The 18,353-nt window shown below is 62.1% G+C and carries 17 protein-coding genes; 6 read left to right on the plus strand and 11 right to left on the minus strand.

Annotated features, from left to right (window positions below):
• Positions 1-52 precede the first annotated feature (52 nt).
• From ACHMW7_RS23485 to ACHMW7_RS23495, 3 genes are all read right to left on the minus strand, one after another.
• A complete protein-coding gene (locus tag ACHMW7_RS23485) occupies positions 53-895 on the minus strand; it encodes a sugar phosphate isomerase/epimerase family protein (protein WP_395447846.1) in 843 nt (280 codons plus the stop codon).
• Positions 896-1,266: 371 nt separating this feature from the next.
• Complete coding sequence (locus ACHMW7_RS23490) at positions 1,267-1,887, minus strand: LuxR C-terminal-related transcriptional regulator (protein ID WP_395447847.1); 621 nt, start codon at positions 1,885-1,887, stop codon at positions 1,267-1,269.
• An 18-nt stretch (positions 1,888-1,905) separates the two neighbouring features.
• The gene (locus ACHMW7_RS23495) at positions 1,906-2,778 is read right to left on the minus strand and encodes a S1C family serine protease (RefSeq protein ID WP_395447848.1); all 873 of its coding nucleotides are present in this window, start codon (positions 2,776-2,778) and stop codon (positions 1,906-1,908) included.
• Between the two features lie 197 nt (positions 2,779-2,975).
• Here ACHMW7_RS23495 and ACHMW7_RS23500 point away from each other — a divergent pair, with 197 nt between their 5' ends.
• Positions 2,976-3,941, plus strand: a complete 966-nt coding sequence (locus ACHMW7_RS23500; RefSeq protein ID WP_395447849.1) for a S1C family serine protease — start codon at positions 2,976-2,978, stop codon at positions 3,939-3,941.
• Between the two features lie 291 nt (positions 3,942-4,232).
• Here the strand turns inward: ACHMW7_RS23500 and ACHMW7_RS23505 are convergent, their stop codons facing one another.
• From ACHMW7_RS23505 to ACHMW7_RS23520, 4 genes are all read right to left on the minus strand, one after another.
• Positions 4,233-5,762, minus strand: coding sequence for an FAD-dependent oxidoreductase (locus ACHMW7_RS23505; protein ID WP_395447850.1), 1,530 nt, complete (start codon positions 5,760-5,762; stop codon positions 4,233-4,235).
• A 769-nt stretch (positions 5,763-6,531) separates the two neighbouring features.
• Positions 6,532-6,666: a hypothetical protein gene (locus ACHMW7_RS23510; protein ID WP_395451419.1), complete on the minus strand. Its 135-nt coding sequence runs from the start codon at positions 6,664-6,666 to the stop codon at positions 6,532-6,534.
• A 46-nt stretch (positions 6,667-6,712) separates the two neighbouring features.
• Entirely contained in the window at positions 6,713-7,495 is a 783-nt protein-coding gene (locus ACHMW7_RS23515; RefSeq protein ID WP_395447851.1) for a FadR/GntR family transcriptional regulator, read from the minus strand.
• Between the two features lie 84 nt (positions 7,496-7,579).
• Positions 7,580-8,479, minus strand: a complete 900-nt coding sequence (locus tag ACHMW7_RS23520; RefSeq protein WP_395447852.1) for an NAD-dependent epimerase/dehydratase family protein — start codon at positions 8,477-8,479, stop codon at positions 7,580-7,582.
• Positions 8,480-8,577: 98 nt separating this feature from the next.
• Between ACHMW7_RS23520 and ACHMW7_RS23525 the strand changes: the two genes are divergently transcribed.
• Entirely contained in the window at positions 8,578-9,504 is a 927-nt protein-coding gene (locus ACHMW7_RS23525) for an NAD(P)-dependent oxidoreductase (RefSeq protein WP_395447853.1), read from the plus strand.
• 24 nt (positions 9,505-9,528) lie between these two features.
• On the opposite strand, the gene ACHMW7_RS23530 is transcribed toward ACHMW7_RS23525, so the two are convergent.
• From ACHMW7_RS23530 to ACHMW7_RS23540, 3 genes are all read right to left on the minus strand, one after another.
• Positions 9,529-10,296, minus strand: coding sequence for a FadR/GntR family transcriptional regulator (locus ACHMW7_RS23530; RefSeq protein ID WP_395447854.1), 768 nt, complete (start codon positions 10,294-10,296; stop codon positions 9,529-9,531).
• Between the two features lie 144 nt (positions 10,297-10,440).
• Positions 10,441-11,427: a substrate-binding domain-containing protein gene (locus ACHMW7_RS23535; RefSeq protein ID WP_395447855.1), complete on the minus strand. Its 987-nt coding sequence runs from the start codon at positions 11,425-11,427 to the stop codon at positions 10,441-10,443.
• Between the two features lie 47 nt (positions 11,428-11,474).
• Positions 11,475-12,455, minus strand: a complete 981-nt coding sequence (locus ACHMW7_RS23540; protein ID WP_395447856.1) for an NAD-dependent epimerase/dehydratase family protein — start codon at positions 12,453-12,455, stop codon at positions 11,475-11,477.
• Between the two features lie 245 nt (positions 12,456-12,700).
• On the opposite strand from ACHMW7_RS23540, the gene ACHMW7_RS23545 reads away from it, so the two are divergent.
• From ACHMW7_RS23545 to ACHMW7_RS23560, 4 genes are all read left to right on the plus strand, one after another.
• A complete protein-coding gene (locus tag ACHMW7_RS23545; protein ID WP_395451420.1) occupies positions 12,701-13,444 on the plus strand; it encodes an ATP-binding cassette domain-containing protein in 744 nt (247 codons plus the stop codon).
• A gap of 41 nt (positions 13,445-13,485) precedes the next feature.
• The gene (locus ACHMW7_RS23550) at positions 13,486-14,484 is read left to right on the plus strand and encodes an ABC transporter permease (RefSeq protein WP_395447857.1); all 999 of its coding nucleotides are present in this window, start codon (positions 13,486-13,488) and stop codon (positions 14,482-14,484) included.
• Between the two features lie 490 nt (positions 14,485-14,974).
• Positions 14,975-15,448, plus strand: a complete 474-nt coding sequence (locus ACHMW7_RS23555) for a hypothetical protein (RefSeq protein WP_395447858.1) — start codon at positions 14,975-14,977, stop codon at positions 15,446-15,448.
• Between the two features lie 54 nt (positions 15,449-15,502).
• Positions 15,503-17,566: a sigma-54-dependent Fis family transcriptional regulator gene (locus tag ACHMW7_RS23560; RefSeq protein WP_395447859.1), complete on the plus strand. Its 2,064-nt coding sequence runs from the start codon at positions 15,503-15,505 to the stop codon at positions 17,564-17,566.
• 84 nt (positions 17,567-17,650) lie between these two features.
• On the opposite strand, the gene ACHMW7_RS23565 is transcribed toward ACHMW7_RS23560, so the two are convergent.
• Positions 17,651-18,340 carry an aquaporin gene (locus ACHMW7_RS23565; RefSeq protein ID WP_395447860.1) on the minus strand — a complete coding sequence of 230 codons (690 nt, stop codon included), beginning with the start codon at positions 18,338-18,340 and terminating at the stop codon, positions 17,651-17,653.
• Positions 18,341-18,353: the final 13 nt, after the last annotated feature.

Below are 18,353 nucleotides of genomic sequence, written 5' to 3' on the forward strand. Positions count from 1 at the left end.
GGACGCGAATTTGGGGCAGCAAAATCAGTCACGAAAACCCTGGAGCGTGCGTCTAGAGCCTGTCGAAACAGCGGCTTGCGCTCGACAGGGATACTTTCGCTGCCTCCTGAAGTTCGCGCGCCAACTGCTCGGAAGAGATGATCTCGACGCTCAAAGGGACTTCGACGCCCATGCTGTCGAGTGTGCCGACAAATGCCTCCAGGTCAAAGGCGCCCTGTCCACACAATCTGCGGTTCATCGTGTCTTGGGCAAGCGTTCCTGTCGGTTGAGCATCGGCGTCGTTGACCTGCACGCAAAGCACGCGTTCAGCCGGAATCCGCCTCAGGTCGCCCAGCGGCACGCCGGCGCGAAAGACATGCCAGGCGTCGATCGCCAGCCCGGCGTTGGCAACACCATCGATGATGTGTAATGCGGTGTCGACGTCGCGGACATTTCCCCAGGCGACCAGTTCCAGCGCGATGGCGATGCCACGCTGCGCGGCACGCGCGCAAAGTGCCGCAAACCGCTCATGCATGATTTCCACGGGAACGTTGCGGCCGACCAGATCGGGCCCGACATTGAGCGATGTGGCGCCAAAGGCCGTCGCCGCCTGGAACGCCAGCACCTCGTTGCGGCGTGCGATCTCGCCTGCCTCGCCATCGATGAACCAGTCGGTCAGGAACTCGACCGAGATGTGCTTCATGCCATGCTGATTGAGGGCGGCGCGCAATTCAGCATCGCTGACGCCCGCCTGCCGCTGCTCGGCATAGTCGCGGAAATGCAGGCACATGCCGGTGTAGCCAGCGGCAGCGCATGCCTCGACCCGCGCTGCAAAACCATGGCGCGATGCCACTGCGCTGCCAGGAGCAACGCCGCTGATGGTATGCGAGCTGCAGATGTATTCGCGGATCTTCACAGATCGGGCTCCGGCATCCGTCCTTGTTCGTTGCATGAACAAATGTCGACGCCGCCACCCGATCAAAGGTCCGTTCGGACTATCTATGCCTGGTTGGCTTCGGCCGCGCTACACAGTGGCGGCCGAACGCCATATTCCCACTCGGATATTCTTGGTCATGCTAACCAATTGAATTTATTATTGAAAATGTTTTTGCGCTCAAGAACTTCCGGCCTGAGACCCGTCAGATAACTACGTTCTTGATTTCGCTAGAGAATTTCCGACAGCGCCTGCAACACGTCGATCGACGACTATCGGCACTCGACGTGCACGTGACGCGTGATGCGTCCTGAGATCATGATCTCGTAATCTCCACTCCCGCTTTAGCGGCACTAGACCAACACGAGCCCCTGCCGCATCGCTGTGGCGATGGCATCAGTGCGGTTGGCCGCGCCGAGCTTCACTAGGATCGCCGCAACGTGGAACTTGGCGGTATGTACGGAAATGTCGAGATGCCGCGCGATCACCTTGTTCGACGCGCCCTCGGCAAGCAGTGCCAGTACCTCCGCCTCGCGTGGTGACAATCGGATCGGGGAAGCTTCGTGATCTGCCTCTCCACCGGCCAGCAGACCGCCACCCAGACGGTCATCGGTCGCGCCACCGCGCCCATCGATTTCAGCTGACGCATGAGCAATGTGATAGCCCGCAGCAGCAAGCCGTGCGGCCGCCGCGATCAGCGCCGTGTCCGCGTCCCGCGGCAGCACCGCCCCGATAGCGGCCGGCCGCTGCGTCGCTTGGGAGCCGAGGACAAGTAACGGTACGCCTTGTGCCCGCACGCGGCCCACGGTTTCGTCATCGACGATCGCCACGTCGGCGTGATCGCCTTCCGCCAGGTCCTCGGCCGTCACCGGCACCAGCCCGTCGTCCTCCGACAGGCGAAGGACAAGCTGCTCGCTCGACGCCGCGTCGCCGAGTGCCACCAGAACGAGCAGCCTGTATTGTGTCTCCGGCATAGCCAGCACCCGGCCCTGTCAGATCAGGGGTTTTTCGCCGATCGTGACCGCCACGTCACGCGCCTCGCTGCCGCGCAAGATCTTCAGCGTCACCGCCGTGCCTGCGCTATCTGGTCCCAGCCGAAGGATCAGTTCGCGCGGCCCGCGCACCGGCTCTCCGTTCCAGGCGGTAATGATGTCGCCCAGCGCAATGCCGGCGGCCTTGGCCGGCCCTTCATCGTCGAGCCCCATGACCATGGCGCCCTGCACTTGGCCGTGGTGGATGGGATACAGACCGGCGCCGAGATAGCCACGCAGGACATGGCCTTTCTCGCGCAATGTCGCAACGGTACGCTCGATCGTCTCGTAGGGGATGACCAACGCCCGACCGCGCGGTCCGAAAAGCAGCATCCCGACCAGTCCGCCACTGGCGTCAAGCACCGGCCCCCCCTCGAACCGAGCGCCCGCCATCACCGCAAGGTTGATGCGGCGGTCGATAGCGCCGCCGCGCCGCGAACGCCACATCGGCCCGACCTCGCCCACAGTACCGAACACGGCAAGAGGCGAAGCGCCGTCACGCCCGGCCGCGACGACGACGTCGCCGAGGCGAACCGGCCCGGCCTTTTTGAAGCTTGTTCCGATGGCTGCCGTCGAAGGCTTCAGCAAGGCTATGCCGGTCGAGGGGTCGCGACCGATCAGTTCGGTCTTCACGGATTCGCCGCTGGGCAGGGCAAGCTGCAATTCCTCGTCTGGTTCGACAGACTCCTCGGCGGCGACATAGAGGCCCTCTCCCCAGCGGAAGGCCGTCGCGGTCCGACCATGATGGGTCAGAAAGCTCGCAGTCTCAGACGCCGCTTGTCCGGCGATGTCGGCGACTGCATTGGAAAAGGCGGCAAGGTCGAACCTGGTCATCACGCACTCCTGGGTTGGGCCGTTTAGGGGGCAGGCCGTTTGTGGCTTCCTGAACCCAGATATTGCCGCATCGCATCGCACTTCCAACTGGCCTGACGGCTAGGGACCGCATTCACTAGCCATCAGGTCAGGTCGCGCCGCGCTGTGGCACGCAGCACATATAGGCATTGATTGTTCTACTGACATGGAGGCTTCCAATGGCCCTGCCAGCGACTGACCCACAATCCCACGATGCCGGCCTGCTAGACGCTTACTCTTCCACCGTTGCCGATGCAGTCGACCGCATCGGCCCGGCCGTGTGCCGTATCGGACCGGTGGCCGACGGCCGCCGCGCCGCCGGCCAGGGTTCAGGCTTCGTCATCTCGCCGGATGGGTTGATCGTCACCAATTCCCATGTTGTTGGCGAGGAACGCGCCCTGCGTGTCGCGATGCCCGACGGCACGTCCACGGAAGGGCGCGTGCTTGGCCGCGATGCCGATACCGATATTGCCCTGGTGCGTGCCGACGGGCATTTCCCCGACTTCGCCCCGCTCGGAGATTCGAAGCGCCTGCGCCGCGGCCAGATCGCTATCGCCATCGGCAATCCGCTCGGCTTTGAATGGACGGTGACGACCGGCGTCGTCTCGGCCCTTGGTCGGTCGATGCGCGCCTTGAGTGGCCGGCTCATTGATGACGTGATCCAGACCGACGCCGCGCTCAACCCAGGCAATTCCGGTGGACCGCTGGTATCGTCCGCTGGCGAGGTGATTGGCGTCAACACCGCCACGATCCGCGGTGCCCAAGGCATCGCTTTCGCCGTCGCCTCGAACACCGCCAATTTCGTCATTGCGGAAATCATCCGCTTTGGTCGCGTGCGCCGGGCCTTTATTGGCGTGTCGGCCGACACGGTCGCCCTGCCGCGCCGCGTGGCACTGCTTGCCAGGGTGACCAGCCGGGCAGCGGTGCGGTTGCGCTCCGTCGAGGCGGGCGGGCCGGCTGCGAAGGCCGGGTTGAAGGAAGGCGACATCATAGTCGCCATCGACGGCCACGCCGTCGGCGGCGTGGACGATCTGGTGCGGATGCTGAACGCCGAAAGGATCGACAGGGAAACGGTGTTTGCGGTGGTCGGTCGTTCCGGAGTCAGCCAAGTGACAATGACGCCGGCTGCACGGCCGCTGACGTAAAGGCTTGCGGATCTCGCTGCGCTTCGGTCGGTTTGTCGCGTGGGGCGGCGTCGGCCGCTGCATTGCGGCAACTCTCCGCTGCTGTCCCGTTCCCGAAAGCATCGTAGTGAGACGGCGCCGCATCAATTGCATGCGGGCAGGCTCTCTTCACGGTTGGCAGGTGCTGTAGCTCGGTTTTGACATGCATCTCTCCGAGAGCGAACTGGACACGCCCGACGCCACCGAAGATCAGCCGCCTGCCCGCACGACAAGTGGACCCGCGATAGGAAGCTACTTCCTCGGCCCAATGCGCTAGGCCTCGCTGCGCTCCATCGCCAATTCTGCCGTGAGGCTTTCCAGGTCTCGGAAGATAGTGGCGACCGCCAGCGTGCGTCCGCCGCGCTTGAAGCGCAGGAGGCAGTCCCTGGCGGCAATATCGCCCTCGACCTCGATTGCGTCCCATCCCTCGGCATGGCCGACATAGTTGATCGGAACATCGTAGTGCTGGCTCCAGAAGAACGGCACATCTGTGAACGGCTTCTGCTGTCCGAGCATGTTGAGCGCGGCAGTTGCGCCTTGACGCTCCGCCACCACCCAATGCTCGACCCGGATGTTTTCGCCGCTATGGGGATCCGGCCAGCGTGCAATATCGCCGGCTGCATAGATGCCCGGCATGCTGGTCTCGAGATAGGCGTCGACCAACACGCCGCGATCTATGGCGAGACCGGCCGCCTCGGCGAGACCGATCCGCGGGCGCACGCCAATGCCGGCCACGACCACATCGGCGGCCACGGTTCCACCGCTGCTCAGTTGCACGTCCTTTGCATCGATGCTCGTCGCGGTATTCTCAAGGTGGAAGATGACGCCATGCTCCTCATGCAGGGTACGAATGAAATCGCCCATCTGCGGGCCGAGCACGCGTTCCATCGGTCGTTTGTCGGGCGCCACCACATGCACTTCGACCCCGCGGGTCCGAAGGGCAGCGGCGACCTCAAGGCCGATGAAACTCGCGCCAAGCACGACGGCGCGGCGGGCCGTTCCGGCTTGGGCGATGATGCTGCGGCTGTCGGCCAGCGAGCGCAAAGTGTGGACATGGGGCTGGTCGGCGCCGGGTATGGTCAGCCGAACCGGTTCGGCACCGGTCGCGAGCAGCAGCTTGCCGAAGGCGACCCTGGTCCCATCGGCGAGCACGGCTTCGCTGGCGCTGACATCGAGGTCGGCAACCTTGGCTCCGAGACGCAGATCGATATCGTTCTTGGAGTAGAAGCCCTCCTTGCGTAGCGGGAGCCAATCCTCTGGCGCCATGCCGGCGAGGAAGTCCTTGGAAAGGTTGGGCCGGTCGACTGGCAGCGCTGCGTCATCGCTGAGCATGATGATCGAGCCCTGATATTGCTCGCGCCGCAACCTCTCAGCGGCGGCAAATCCGGCGGCACCACCGCCGACAATGACGATATTCTTCGGGGTCTTGGAGTCGCCTGCGCTGGGAGCAAGCGAGAGCTTCTTGCGTTTCTCGCCGACGATTATCCTGTCGCCCTGTTGCTCGACCGACCAACAGGCAAGAGGCGTGAGGGCCGGCGCACGCAACGCCTCTCCGGTGCGCAGGTCGAAGCAGGCGTGGTGCCAGGGGCAGCGGACTGTGTCGCCGACGACGAGGCCTTCGGCGAGTGGTCCTCCATAGTGCGAGCAGGCAGCAGCGACAGCGAATATCTCCGCACCGCAGCGCACCAGCAAAACAGGTTCGCCGTCGCGATGGCCGAGAAACCTGCCGCCATCGGGAAGATCGGCGATCGCAATGCCTTTGGCGAGATCGGGTCCGCTCGCATCTGAATGACTGCCGGCCATTTTCTCCCTCCTTCAAAGGGGCGGCTGCCGGAGTGGTCAGGTGACGCTGGGCTTGCCCAGCGGGGCAGCTTCCTGGAGTTTTCCGCCTTTCCATCCGGCAGGCAAATGAATTCAGCCTGCTGTCGAATGCAATCTATTGAGATATGCGCGCCTGAAACCATGCGCTTACGATTTGGCAGCCGGGGCGTCAGCTGCCGTTAGGAGGATATGGCCCCTCGAAGTGGCCGCCGCTGGTGATCTTGGACATCCGATCGACGCAGCGGTCACTGGGGCGTTCCGGGAGACACCTCCTCCTTGCTGCATTCGACCGAAGAGATCGGAATTGGTGGGCGCGCAATCGCGTGTCGACGGCAGAGAAGGCGCTCATCGAAGATTTGCCATCTGGGAAGCTTCAGGTGCTCTGGAGGCCCTTGGATGTTGATGCGGCGATGGGCCAGACGTGTGAATGTCGGGAACCGGGCCGGACTCGGACTGTCTGCTTCTGGTGGCAAGTCGTCGGAAGACAGATCCGCCGTTGTCGACCTCTAGTTAGTCATTCAGACTTGTCCGTGCGCTACTTGAAACCGGACGCTGGCCGGATCGGGCAGCCCGATCTGGTCAGACTATCACCATTCCGAGTCCGCAATGGTAACAGCCAGCCACACACCCTCCGCTACATCCCCTGCGTGGGTAACGTCGGTGGGCTGTTAGGATGAGGCAGATAAGGCTTGCTGGCGCAGGTGGCATAGGCTTCGGGTACGGCATTCTGCGCGAGCGCAGAAGGATGCCTCTAGTGCGCGGCCCAGTCGTACCCGTGCCCCGAACGCTCGACCTCCAGCGCGAAATTTTCAGTAGACGCCGCCGCCTTGCTGGCAGCATAGGCCGAGAGCATTGGCAACGGCTTCAAAGTCACAGCTGATGACATATTGACGATCACGCCCGCGCTCAGCGACGCGACTGAAATCTAGCCTCTATCTTGATCGTCGGCCGATGATTTCATCGGTATTCGCCAAAAGCTTGCGGACCGCATTGCGCGCGGCATTTGGCTTCTGCAGCCGAATGCACTTCTCGATGTTCTCGTGAAGTTTCTGCGCGCGAAGCAGGCTGCTGTCTTCGCGGGTCACGTGAACAAACAGGTGGTTCAACGCGGATTCAATCAGGACACCGAGTGGTACCAAAAGGTCGTTGCCCGAGGCGCGCAGGACCGCCATGTGAAAACGTGTGTCGGCCTGTGTCCGCTGCTGCAGTGAAGCGGCATTGCCCATCTCGTGCAGCGCCTGGCTTATCTCTGCCATTTGCGCTTCGGTCCGGCGTTCGGCAGCCAGTGCCGTCGCTTCCGGCTCGATGATGTGGCGGAATTCCTGCACGGTCCTGAGAAAGCCCTCGCGATCCGGCGAGGCGGCGTACCAGCTCAGCACGTCGCGATCGAGCAGGTTCCAATGTTCCTTGGGCTCCACCCAGCTGCCGATCTTGGGGCGGGACGCAAGCAGGCTCTTGGCCATCAGCATCTTGATCGCCTCGCGCACCGCCGAGCGGCTGACGTCGAAGATCTCGGTCCACTTGGCCTCGTTCGGCAGGATCGTTCCAGGCGGGTAGTCGCCACGGACGATCCTGAGGCCGATCTCGCTGGCAAGTGAAGCGTGCACGCTCGACCCGGTGATGCGGGTGGCATTCGCCCGGCGGCTCGTAAGCGGCTTGTCCTCAACAGATACGCCGGTCTGGCTTGTTGGCACCTTTGATTTCCGCTCCGGCATATTCCCTCGTTCTTCCTGCTGTTGCCCGCCGGTAGCATGGTGCGCCACCCATTCTCTCTTTGTCAGTCGCCGTTGCGAAAGCTGTCAATCAGCCTGGGATACATATTTCCGCCAGCTGTGCTGGCTGCGAAAACCGAGAACCTCCTTGGCCTTGCGGTTGGAAAGCAGAGTCTCGAACTCGCCAAGTTCGTGCTTCAGCGGTACGCCAGGATAGAACCGGTCAATCAACTCCCTGGTCGGCAAATCTGACGAGGTGTCGTCATTGGCCGCATTGAAGACCTGATAGCCCAGACCATCCTTCTGGACCGCGAGATCGGTGATCTGCCCGAGGTCGCGGGCATCGATGTAGCTCCAGGCGATGCGCATGCGGAAACCCGGATCGGCAAACCATTTCGGAAACAGCTCGTACTCGTGCGGCTCGATGACATTGCCGATGCGCAAGGCATAGATGTCGAAGCCGCTGCGCAGGGCAAAGGCGCGCGCCGTCTTTTCATTGACGACCTTGGACAGGGCATAACTGTCCATCGGATCGACGTCATATTCCTCATCGAGCGGGAAGTGGCTGGGGTTCCGCGGTTCATTGGCGAAGACCAGCCCATAGGTCGTTTCACTCGATGCAATGACGATCTTGCGGATGCCGAGCTTCACCGCAGCCTCGATGACATTGTAGGTGCCGAGCGCGTTGATGCGGAACACCTCGTTGTCAGGGGTGAGCATGATGCGAGGAATGGCGGCGAAATGCACGACGGCATCGACCGGCTGGGGCCGCAGCGACGGATCAAACTCGTGCAGGCCCATATAGCTCGACAGCGCGTTGAAGACCTGGCCGCTGTCGGTGATGTCGGTGATCAGCGTCCGCACCTTGGGATTGTGGAGCGGCTTGCTGTCGAGATTGAGCACCTGATGCCCCTGGTCGATCAGGTACTGCACGACATGCCGTCCGGCCTTGCCGCTGCCGCCGGTGAACATGATCCGCTTTGACATTTTGTCCTCCACATTCTGCCAGATCGGTGGATATTGTCAGACAATATCATCGGTGACGACAGCGCTGTATTCAACCTGCGAACAGATGGGCACGAAAGATGGCAACGAGCACGAATGCAAGCGAGCAGATCGGTTTCATCGGCCTTGGCCTGATGGGGCACGGCATTGCCAGGAACATCGTCGAAAAGGGATATCCGCTGACCTTTCTCGGCCGCCAGAACCGCGGCCCGGCAGAGGACATGATCGCGCGCGGCGCCGTCGAGGTCTCGACCGCGGCCGAGGTCGCCGCCCGCTCGACCGTCATTTTCATCTGCGTTACTGGTTCACGCCAGGTCGAGGAAGTCATTCGCGGCACAAGGGGCCTCAAGGAAGGGCTGAAGCCGGGATCGGTGGTTGTCGACAGTTCGACTTCCGACCCCGTTTCGACGATGGTGCTGGCGGCCGAGCTTGCCGCCCTCGATGTCACACTGGTTGACGCGCCGCTGAGCCGCACGCCGAAAGAAGCGTGGGAAGGTACGCTCGACACGATGGTCGGCGCTTCCGACGCGATGTTCGCCAGGCTGTTACCGGTACTTGAAACCTGGGCAGGGCGTGTCGTCCATGTCGGCCAAACGGGCGATGGCCACCGCATGAAGCTGTTGAACAATTTCCTGTCGCTTGGCTATGCCGCGCTCTACTCCGAGGCGTTGGCGCTTGCAGGCAAGGTTGGCATTTCGCCCGCCCGTTTCGACAGCGTCATCCGCAACGGCCGCATGGATTGCGGTTTCTACCAGACCTTCATGCGTTGGACGCTGGAAGGCGACCGCGACGCCCACAAATTCTCGCTCGCCAACGCCGTCAAGGACCTGACCTATCTGGAATCGATGGCCGATTCCGTCGGCATGGCGAACCCGCTGGGCAATGCGGCCAAGAATTCGTTCGCAAGTGCCGTTGCCGCCGGCGGGGCCGAACTCTACGTGCCGATGCTGGCGACGCATGTCGGGCGCATCAACGGCGTCGACCTGACGCCACCGGAAAAGACCTGATTCAACCCGGCTTGGGACAGGCGCCTATCTTCCCGAACGGGCGATCACTTCGTCGGTATTTGCCAGCAGCCTGTGCACCGCGTTGCGCGCCGCCTTGGGGCGGCGCAGCCGGATGTTCTTCTCGATCGCTTCATGCAGGCTTTGGGCGTACGAGTCCTGGCCTTCACGCGTGACGAAGGCAAAGAGGTGGTAGAGCGCGGATTCGATCAGCACACCCAGCGGCACCAAAAGGTCGTTGCCAGATGCACGCAGTATGGCAAGGTGGAAGCGGGTGTCGGCCAGGGTGCATTCCTGCAATGATGTCGCTTGGCCCATTTCCCGGCAGCTCTGGCTGATCTCGTCCATCTGCGCTTCGCTGTGGCGTTCAGCGGCGAAGGCGGCAGCTTCCGGCTCGATGATGTGGCGGAACTCCTGCACGGTGCGCAGAAAGGTTTCGCGGTCGGGTGAGGCGGCATACCAGCTCAGCACATCACGATCGAGCAGGTTCCAGCGCTCCTTCGGTTCGACCCAGCTGCCCACCTTGGGGCGCGATGCCAGCAGGCTCTTTGCCATCAGCATCTTGATCGCCTCGCGCACCGCCGAACGGCTGACATCGAAGGTTTCAGACCACTTCGCCTCGTTGGGCAGAATGGTACCCGGTGGATAGTCGCCGCGCACGATCCTGAGACCGATCTCGCTGGCGAGCCAGGCGTGCACGCTCGAGCCGCTCATGCGCGCGGCGTTGGGGCGGCGCATCGCCGGTGGGCGGTCGGCGGCCGTTTCCTGAGGCCTTTTGGAAGTTCCGTCTGCCATAGACCGAGTTGATCTCGTCTCGACCAGTTCCGTTCTGATTGGTGTGCAGCAAAAGCCGGCGCGTGCGGCGGAACCGTCCGCGCTCCACGTCAACCCCATAGGCTTGTCGGAGCGCCGGTGAGCGGGCGCTCCGACCTGCAACCCCTACTTCTGAATGCAGGTATCGACCGTGTCCTTGGTGCATTCGTCGAGGCCGGTGAAGACCGGATCCTCGACCTTCTTGCCTTCGATCAGGTCGATCATCACTGTTGGTGCCTTGTAGCCCATTTCGAACGGCCGCTGGCCTACCAGCGCAGTGACAAGACCCTCCCTGGCGATTGCCACTTCGTCGCCGATCGTGTCGGCAGCGCCGATGACGAATTCGTTGCTGGCGATCTTGTCGGCCATCGGCTTGAACAGGTCGCGATAGGGCTGCGGTGCGCCAAACAGCGGCCAGCCGCCCATGATGCCGAAGGCGTCGAGGTCTGGATTGGCAGCCAGGATATCGGTCATCGCCTGGACGCCCTTGGCACCGTCGTCATTGGTAAAGACCGGGCAGCCGGCGACTTCGGTCCAGCCGCCCTCACCCTTCAATTCGGTCAGGCCCTTCTGACCGGTCAGCGTGTCGCGCATGCCCTGGGCACGGCGCAGAATGTTGTCGGCGCCTGGATTGCCTTCGATGGTGCAGATCTTGCCGCCATCGGGCTTGGCCTTCTTGATGTACTCGCCGATGCGAGCACCCATCAGGTAGTTGTCGGTGCCGAGATAGGTCTTGCGCAATGCCGCGTCTTCGGCGGCCAGGTCAGCGTCCAGCGTCATGACAGGAACCGTGGGGTTCGCGGTCTTGATCGTCTGGGCGATCAGCTTGGCGTTCGAAGGCGAAATGGCAATCGCAACGGTATCGGCCTTGCCTAGCATGTCTTGGACGATCTGCGCTTCGCCGGCCTCATCCGAGGTCGACGCCGGGCCAGTGTAGAAGCATTCATATTCCGAACTGGCGTTTTCCTTGTTCCACTTCTGGCAACCCTGGTTGATTGCTTCGAAGAACGGGTTGTCAAGGCCTTTGACGACGATGACGAGTTGCTTCTTGGCCAATGCATTTCCAGCACTGAGTGCCAGGACTGCTGTAGCAAGCAATAATGCCTTCCTCATTGTTTCCTCCCTTTTGAACAAGCGGGCACAGCGTGCCCGCGACGAAATCAACCCGGATACCAGACAGTGCGAGGATCATTTTCCGAACGCTCGTATTGCCAGGCCGAGTCGATGAGCATTTCCAGGTCGTATTTGGGTTGCCAGCCAAGCAGGTACTTGGCCTTGGCATTGTCCATCCAGTTCGAGTGGTACTGGCTCGGCATGTCGACGGAGCCGAGGTGACGGGTTCGGGCGAGATGGTCGGCGACCTCGCCATAATCGACCGGACGATCCATGCAGACGTTGAAGAGCTGTTGGTTGGCGCGCGGATTGTCGATCGCGGCCAGGATGGCTGACACCAGATCGTCGACGTGGACGAAGTTACGTTTCAGTGGCTGCCCGTCCGCGTCACGCAGCAGTGGCACGGTGCCTTCGCTGGCATAGCGCCTGGCGTCTGCCTCCGGCACCAGCTTCTTCCAGGCTGGGCCGCCAAAGACGTCGTCACCGAAGGACAGCGTGTACCGGAAGTCGTCCTTCTCCATGATCCAGGGTGCGCGCAGGCAGCACCAGTTGATGCCGTACTGGATGCCGAACTGCTCCAGCATGACCTCTTCGAGAACCTTCGACAGCGCATAGCTGCCGGGATAGGCCCGATGCCGTGCCGCTTCGGTGAGTGGCGCATCGTTGCGGTAGTAGAAATGGCCGATCGCGGCGTCGCCGCCGATGAGGATGAACTGTTGAGCGGTTGGACTTGGCCGAAACTCCTCGAGCAGCCAGAACAGTCCCTTGACTGTGACGTCCATGACGTCGCTTGGCGTTTCCTTGCATGTGGCGAGGTGCACGACGTGGGTGACGCCGACGAGGGCGTTGGCCACGACTTCGCGATCGGCGATCGAGCCGCGGGCCATCTCGACGCGGTCGGTTTCATCGCATGAGCGGTTGTGACAAAGCGCGCGGATGCGAGTGTTGGAAAATCGCGGATCGTCAAGCAGCCCGGCGATGAAGTGCTGCCCGACCTTGCCCGTTGTACCGGTAACAAGGATCAGCATGCTCTTCCTCCGATGCTTAGCTAATATCCGCGCGCCGTTGTCGTCAATTGCTATTTGTCCGACAAAACAGATTTTTGAGACATTTATGCCGAGTTCGCCTGACAATCGATTGACGCTGTCGAGACGTTTTGCATAAATGCAGTCTTGGCGCTTCATGGGAGGAAATTGGGAGCGTGAATTCGCAGAGCCAGACCGAGACGATTGCGGGACGGCTGCGAGGCTTGCATGTTTCGGGAGGCTAGAGGCTGGTGGCAGTTCTCGAACTCGCCAACATTTCCAAGCATTTCGGCGCCATCCAGGCGGTCAACGACGTTTCGTTCTCACTCGAGGCGGGACAGGTCGTCGGCCTGATGGGCGACAACGGCGCCGGCAAGTCGACCTTGGTCAAGATGATCGCCGGCAATTTTCGGCCGAGCCATGGCACCATGCGGCTCGACGGTTCCGAACTGATCATGCATCGCCCGGTGGAAGCGCGGCAGCATGGCATCGAGATCGTCCACCAGGATCTCGCACTGTGCAACAATCTGACGGCGGCGGCGAACGTCTTCCTTGGGCGCGAGCTGCGCCGCGGCTTCGGACCGCTGCGCGTGCTCGACTACAAGACGATGTACAAGCGGGCAGGCGAGATTTTCAGGGAACTGAAGTCCGAGACGCGGCCGCGCGACCTGGTACGGCAGATGTCGGGGGGGCAGCGGCAGGCGGTAGCCATTGCCCGGACCATGCTTTCCGAGGCAAAGATCGTGCTGATGGATGAGCCGACGGCGGCGATTTCGGTTCGCCAGGTGGCGGAAGTCCTCAACCTGATCCGCCAGTTGCGCGATCGCGGCATCGCAGTCGTGCTGATCAGCCACCGCATGCCTGATGTCTTCGCGGTGGCCGATCGGGTCATCGTCATGCGGCGCGGCAGGAAGGTTGCCGACAAGCCGATTGCCTTGAGTTCGCCGGAGGAGGTGACGGGGCTTATCACCGGTGCCATCGAACAGGTATAATCAATCCTGCCGGTCGCATCGGAACGAAACGAAGGTCGACGATGGCTATTACCCTTGACCAGACGATTTCGCAGAAACAGCAAAGCTGGCTGGCTACGGTTCTCGGCAGCCAGACCTTCTGGGTCCTCATCGCCGTCGTCCTCGCCTGCATCTTCCTGTCCTTCGCTACCGATTCATTCGCGACGACGAAAAACCTCTACAACATCACCCGAAACGTCACCTTCGTCGCGATCATCGCGCTCGGCATGACCCTGGTCATCATCACAGGCGGCATCGATCTCTCGGTCGGTTCGGTGCTGTGCCTGTGCAGCATGGTGCTGGCGGTGGTCATGCATGCCGGATACAGCATCGAGGTCGGCATTGCGGCGGCCATCGGCACTGCGCTGGTGATCGGGGCGTTCAACGGCATTTTGATCGCCTATCTCGACTTTCCACCATTCGTGGTCACGCTCGGCATGCTGTCGATCGCGCGCAGCCTAGCCATGGTCGCATCCAACAACACGGTTGTCTTCCAGTTCGGCCCCGACCACGACAAGCTTTTGGCGCTGGGAGGCGGCGCCTGGTTCTTCGGCATCGCCAATCCGGTGCTCTACATGATCGTTTTGGCGCTGCTCACCGGTTTTGTCCTGCGCTGGACCAGATTTGGCCGCTACGTCTTTGCCATTGGCGGCAATGAGCACGCAGCGACTCTGACCGGCGTTCCGGTACGAAAAATCAAGGTCGCGGTCTATATGATCTCGGCGCTGTCAGCTGGTATCGCCGGCATCATCCAGACAGGCTGGCTCGGCGCCGTCACCACCAACATTGGCGCCGGCATGGAACTCCAGGTGATTGCAGCCGCCGTCATCGGTGGCGCCAATCTGGCCGGCGGGGTGGGCACTGCCTTCGGTGCCATCATTGGCGCGGCGCTTATCGAAGTGATCCGCAACAGCCTCGGCCTTCTCGGCATCAATGCCTTCTGGCAAGGCACATTTATCGGCAGCGCCATCGTGCTTGCCGTGCTGTTCGACAGGATCCGAAATTTCCGACTGAGCGAATAGGGGTTCTGTGGGAACTGACCCTCTACTACCGACATGGCGCGCGTTGCCGAACTGGGGCCGGTCGCAGGCGGCCTGTCGGTGTATACTACGGCAAGTGCCTTAATACCTTCGACAAGCCGCCAATCGGATTTCGACATCAATCGGCGGTCATGCCGCCAAGCAATCGTTCTCCAACACGCCGCACGCAAGAAAAAGTACCGTCAAGTCGGCAGTTCATTGCCACGATTTGGGCTGCCCCAAGAGGGCGCGGCTAGGCAACCTTCGCTCCTTGGAACGGTCGACGTATCGCTTCGACGTCGTCGATAAGGTCTTAACCCTTTACGACAATGCCTTAGGTATCCACGCTGCGGCAGCCCTCTACCACCTCACAGGTGTCATTCGGGTATATTAGTCGCTTCTGGCAGAGCTGTTTCAATTGCTGTACGCTCTGCCACGGAGGAACGAGCGCTGGCGCAGCCGGCGCCATAGGCCGACGAATCTGGGAGGGTTCATGGTCGAAATCATCTCTAAGCGGGATGGCCCGCGGCGCGAGGATGTGCAGATCAAGCGATTGGTCGAGCAGAACCGCGCCACGATAACGCGCCTTGCCGACCAAATCAGTTCCGGTGCCTATTCCGCCAGCAAAGCTCCGCGCGAGGCGCCTAAGGTTCGGGGTCTGATCTTCCATCACGTCACCGTAGGCACCTCGCCCGCCGAGGCTGATCCGCACGTTCGGGTAAGCCTCAACGGGCGCGTCATCGTAGTCGATCAGACCTCCGGCAAGCAGCTTCACCACATTGGAGAAATTCGCGTCAGGAATGGCGTCGACGTCTTCGTTCTCGCCACCAGTGCCAACGGTTTCTTTTCCCCTTTAGACGGCGTCATTGCCGAGGCATTGTCCGAACTGGACGGCATGGCAATCGCCGGCGATGGCGGTGAAGAGCAACTTGCCGCCACGATTGGTGCCAGGTTGGGATTTCCCTGACATGCCAGGCAACAAGATCATGCAACAACTTGGGGCCCATGATGTGATCGCTGGATGAAAAAAGATACCGGCCAAGACGAAATCCAGGTCGCTGCCCGCCCTTCGCGCTCAAGGTCGGGCCCAGGAAGCATAGTCCCTGTTGGAGCGGACTATGACGAGCGCATCACGATGCGCGCATGGGAGACGTTGCTGTCAGGCGAAATCGGCGACGCACGCAATCGCTTTCCCGTTCGTTCACTGATCCACGATTCCTGGAGCCGCTGCGCCATTGGCGGGATCAATGCCCAGCAGGGTGAAGCTCCCATCAACAGCGGCAAGGATGAGATCGAACATCTCACCCGCGTCAACAACGACCTGCTCGCCGCCGCGCGCCGATCGTTCGCCACCATCGGCCGTCTTCTCGACGGGACAGGCGCGATGCTGGTTTTGGCCGATGGCGACGGAATGCTGATTGACGTAATCGGCGACAAGAAGACCATGCATGATGGCATGGATATCCACCTCGCCATTGGCGGCAAATGGACCGAGGACGTCGTCGGCACCAACGGCATCGGCACGGCACTGTGGACGGGCGAGCCCGTCTTCGTTCATGCCGCCGAGCACTTTTGCGCAGGCATAAAATCGTGGACCTGTGCCGGCTCGCCGATCCGCGACCCGTACGACGGAACAGTCATCGGCGTGGTCGACCTTTCCGGCCACCCCGACATCTTCCGCCCCCACAACACGGCGCTTGTCACCGCAGCCGCCCGCGAAATCGAAAAGGCTCTTGCCGACCATCAGAATGCCGAGCGCACGCGGCTGCTCGAAGCGTTTATCGCTTCCGCTCCGCACTACCGCCGTTCCGACGGCCTGATGATCGTCGATCGACGCGGCCGCACGATTTATTGCAACAATCTGCCGGACTACGCCGCCGGCAATCCGCTCCATGAGCAATTGCCACAAGGCCGGGGTTGGCGCCTGCAATTTCCAGAGGCGGACACCGTCGCGGCGCTGGCCAACGCCCTGCCCCAAGGCCTGCAGGCATGCAATATCAGCCCGCTCAATCTCGACGGCGATCTTCGCGGCGCAGCTCTTGTCTTTCCATCGGGCAGGATTGCGCGCCGCATACATCCCTCACGACCGGCAGCACTTCACCTGCGCGAAGCCGCGGCAGAGATCGTCGGGGAGAGCGATGCGCTGCTGGCAGCCATCGACGTCGCTTGCCGCGTTGCGCAATCGAAGGAAGTCACCTCGGTGCTGATCGAGGGAGAGACCGGTGTCGGCAAGGAGTTGTTCGCGCGCCTGGTCCACGCCGGCTGCCGACGCACACCCAACGACCCGTTCGTCGCCTTGAACTGCGGCGCCATCACAAGGGAACTGTTCGGCAGCGAATTGTTCGGCCACGTCGCCGGCGCTTTCACCGGCGCCAGCCGCGAGGGCAAGCCGGGCGTCTTCGAACTGGCCAATGGCGGCGTGCTCAGCCTCGACGAAATCGGCGAGATGCCGCTGGAGATCCAGCCCTTCCTGCTGCGCGTTCTGGAGGAACGGGTTGTCCACCGCCTCGGTGATAGCCGCGGCCGCCCGGTGGACGTGCGCCTGATCGCTTCGACAAATCGCGACCTCAAGCAGGAGGTCGCCGCCGGCCGCTTCCGGCGCGACCTCTACTACCGCATAGGCACCGTATCCATACATGTGCCGCCCCTGCGCGAGCGCGGTGACGACTTGCTCTTGCTGCTCGACCACTTCAATCGCAGGATTGCCGACCGGATCGGCGGCACGCTTCTGGAATTCTCCGACCCCGCGTTTGAAGCATTGCAGGCCTATCAATGGCCCGGCAACGTACGTGAGCTGCGCAACCTGGTCGAACGGCTGCATGTGCTTTCGCGTGGCAACCTGGTGGAGGTTGCGGACCTGCCCGAGGAGATAGCCTCGCCTCTGAAGCCTGAAATGCCTGCGAAAATCGCGGAATCAACTGCAGTGCCGGTCATCAGTTTCGAGGACGCCGAGCGTCAGGCAGTCCTATCCGCGCTGGCAGCCGAGGGCGGCAACCTCAGCCGCGTTGCGCAGAGGCTCGGCATTTCGCGCCCCACGCTGTACCGCAAGCTCGACCAGTTCGGCATTCGCCGCGGCTTCGTCTGACTGTCAGTCCAATCCGTGTCGGCAAAAAGAACCCCATGGCGTGAGCCATGGGGCGGGGGAAAAGCGGCGCGTAGCCGCACGCTCTCAGGCGGCTTGAGCGGTAGTGTCGCCGATAAGAATGGCGCGGTTGCGCAGCAGGAGGCCAGCTGCGGCCGCGCCAAGGCACGGGGCAACGATGTAAAGCCATAGCTGCGACATTGCGGTACCGCCGGCAAACAGCGCCGGCCCGAGCGAACGGGCTGGATTGACCGAGGCGCCTGAGACCACGATGCCGGCGAGATGGATCGCCACCAACGTCAGCCCGATCGCCAGTCCGGCAACCGGTCCGGCACTGCCCTGCGACGTTGCGTTCAGGATCACTGTGACGAACAGGAACGTTGCCACCAGTTCGAACAAAAAGGCCGAGACAACGGAATAGGCTGACCAGCCGTTCTGGGCAAAGCCGTTCGCCGCCACGTCGAAGCCGGAGACCTTGCCCTGCGCGATGACATAGAGAACGCCGGCGGCGACGATCGCCCCGAAACACTGGGCGATGACGTAGCCGACAAAATCACCCGTGCCGAGACACCCGGAGACCAGAAAGCCAAGGCTGACGGCAGGGTTGAGGTGTGCGCCGGAAATAGGGCCGATCGAATAGGCCATCGCCACAACCGACAGGCCGAAGGCAAGCGCCACGCCGAGTAGCCCGACTTCAGAGCGCATGAATAGAATGGTCGCGCAGCCGAAGAAGACCAGCGCGAAGGTACCGATGAATTCGCAGACGTATTTGTTCACTTTCCACTCCCTG

Source organism: Aminobacter sp. UC22_36, assembly GCF_044056035.1.
Lineage (GTDB): Bacteria > Pseudomonadota > Alphaproteobacteria > Rhizobiales > Rhizobiaceae > Aminobacter.

What these genes read in the sequence shown, in the direction of transcription:
- ACHMW7_RS23530 (WP_395447854.1), bottom strand. Translation starts at nt 10,296, where the DNA reads ATGGCAGACGGAACTTCCAAAAGGCCTCAGGAAACGGCCGCCGACCGC.
- ACHMW7_RS23560 (WP_395447859.1), top strand. Translation starts at nt 15,503, where the DNA reads ATGAAAAAAGATACCGGCCAAGACGAAATCCAGGTCGCTGCCCGCCCT.
- ACHMW7_RS23510 (WP_395451419.1), bottom strand. Translation starts at nt 6,666, where the DNA reads ATGTCATCAGCTGTGACTTTGAAGCCGTTGCCAATGCTCTCGGCCTAT.
- ACHMW7_RS23495 (WP_395447848.1), bottom strand. Translation starts at nt 2,778, where the DNA reads ATGACCAGGTTCGACCTTGCCGCCTTTTCCAATGCAGTCGCCGACATC.
- ACHMW7_RS23520 (WP_395447852.1), bottom strand. Translation starts at nt 8,479, where the DNA reads ATGTCAAAGCGGATCATGTTCACCGGCGGCAGCGGCAAGGCCGGACGG.
- ACHMW7_RS23515 (WP_395447851.1), bottom strand. Translation starts at nt 7,495, where the DNA reads ATGCCGGAGCGGAAATCAAAGGTGCCAACAAGCCAGACCGGCGTATCT.
- ACHMW7_RS23540 (WP_395447856.1), bottom strand. Translation starts at nt 12,455, where the DNA reads ATGCTGATCCTTGTTACCGGTACAACGGGCAAGGTCGGGCAGCACTTC.
- ACHMW7_RS23555 (WP_395447858.1), top strand. Translation starts at nt 14,975, where the DNA reads ATGGTCGAAATCATCTCTAAGCGGGATGGCCCGCGGCGCGAGGATGTG.
- ACHMW7_RS23535 (WP_395447855.1), bottom strand. Translation starts at nt 11,427, where the DNA reads ATGAGGAAGGCATTATTGCTTGCTACAGCAGTCCTGGCACTCAGTGCT.
- ACHMW7_RS23490 (WP_395447847.1), bottom strand. Translation starts at nt 1,887, where the DNA reads ATGCCGGAGACACAATACAGGCTGCTCGTTCTGGTGGCACTCGGCGAC.
- ACHMW7_RS23505 (WP_395447850.1), bottom strand. Translation starts at nt 5,762, where the DNA reads ATGGCCGGCAGTCATTCAGATGCGAGCGGACCCGATCTCGCCAAAGGC.
- ACHMW7_RS23525 (WP_395447853.1), top strand. Translation starts at nt 8,578, where the DNA reads ATGGCAACGAGCACGAATGCAAGCGAGCAGATCGGTTTCATCGGCCTT.
- ACHMW7_RS23500 (WP_395447849.1), top strand. Translation starts at nt 2,976, where the DNA reads ATGGCCCTGCCAGCGACTGACCCACAATCCCACGATGCCGGCCTGCTA.
- ACHMW7_RS23550 (WP_395447857.1), top strand. Translation starts at nt 13,486, where the DNA reads ATGGCTATTACCCTTGACCAGACGATTTCGCAGAAACAGCAAAGCTGG.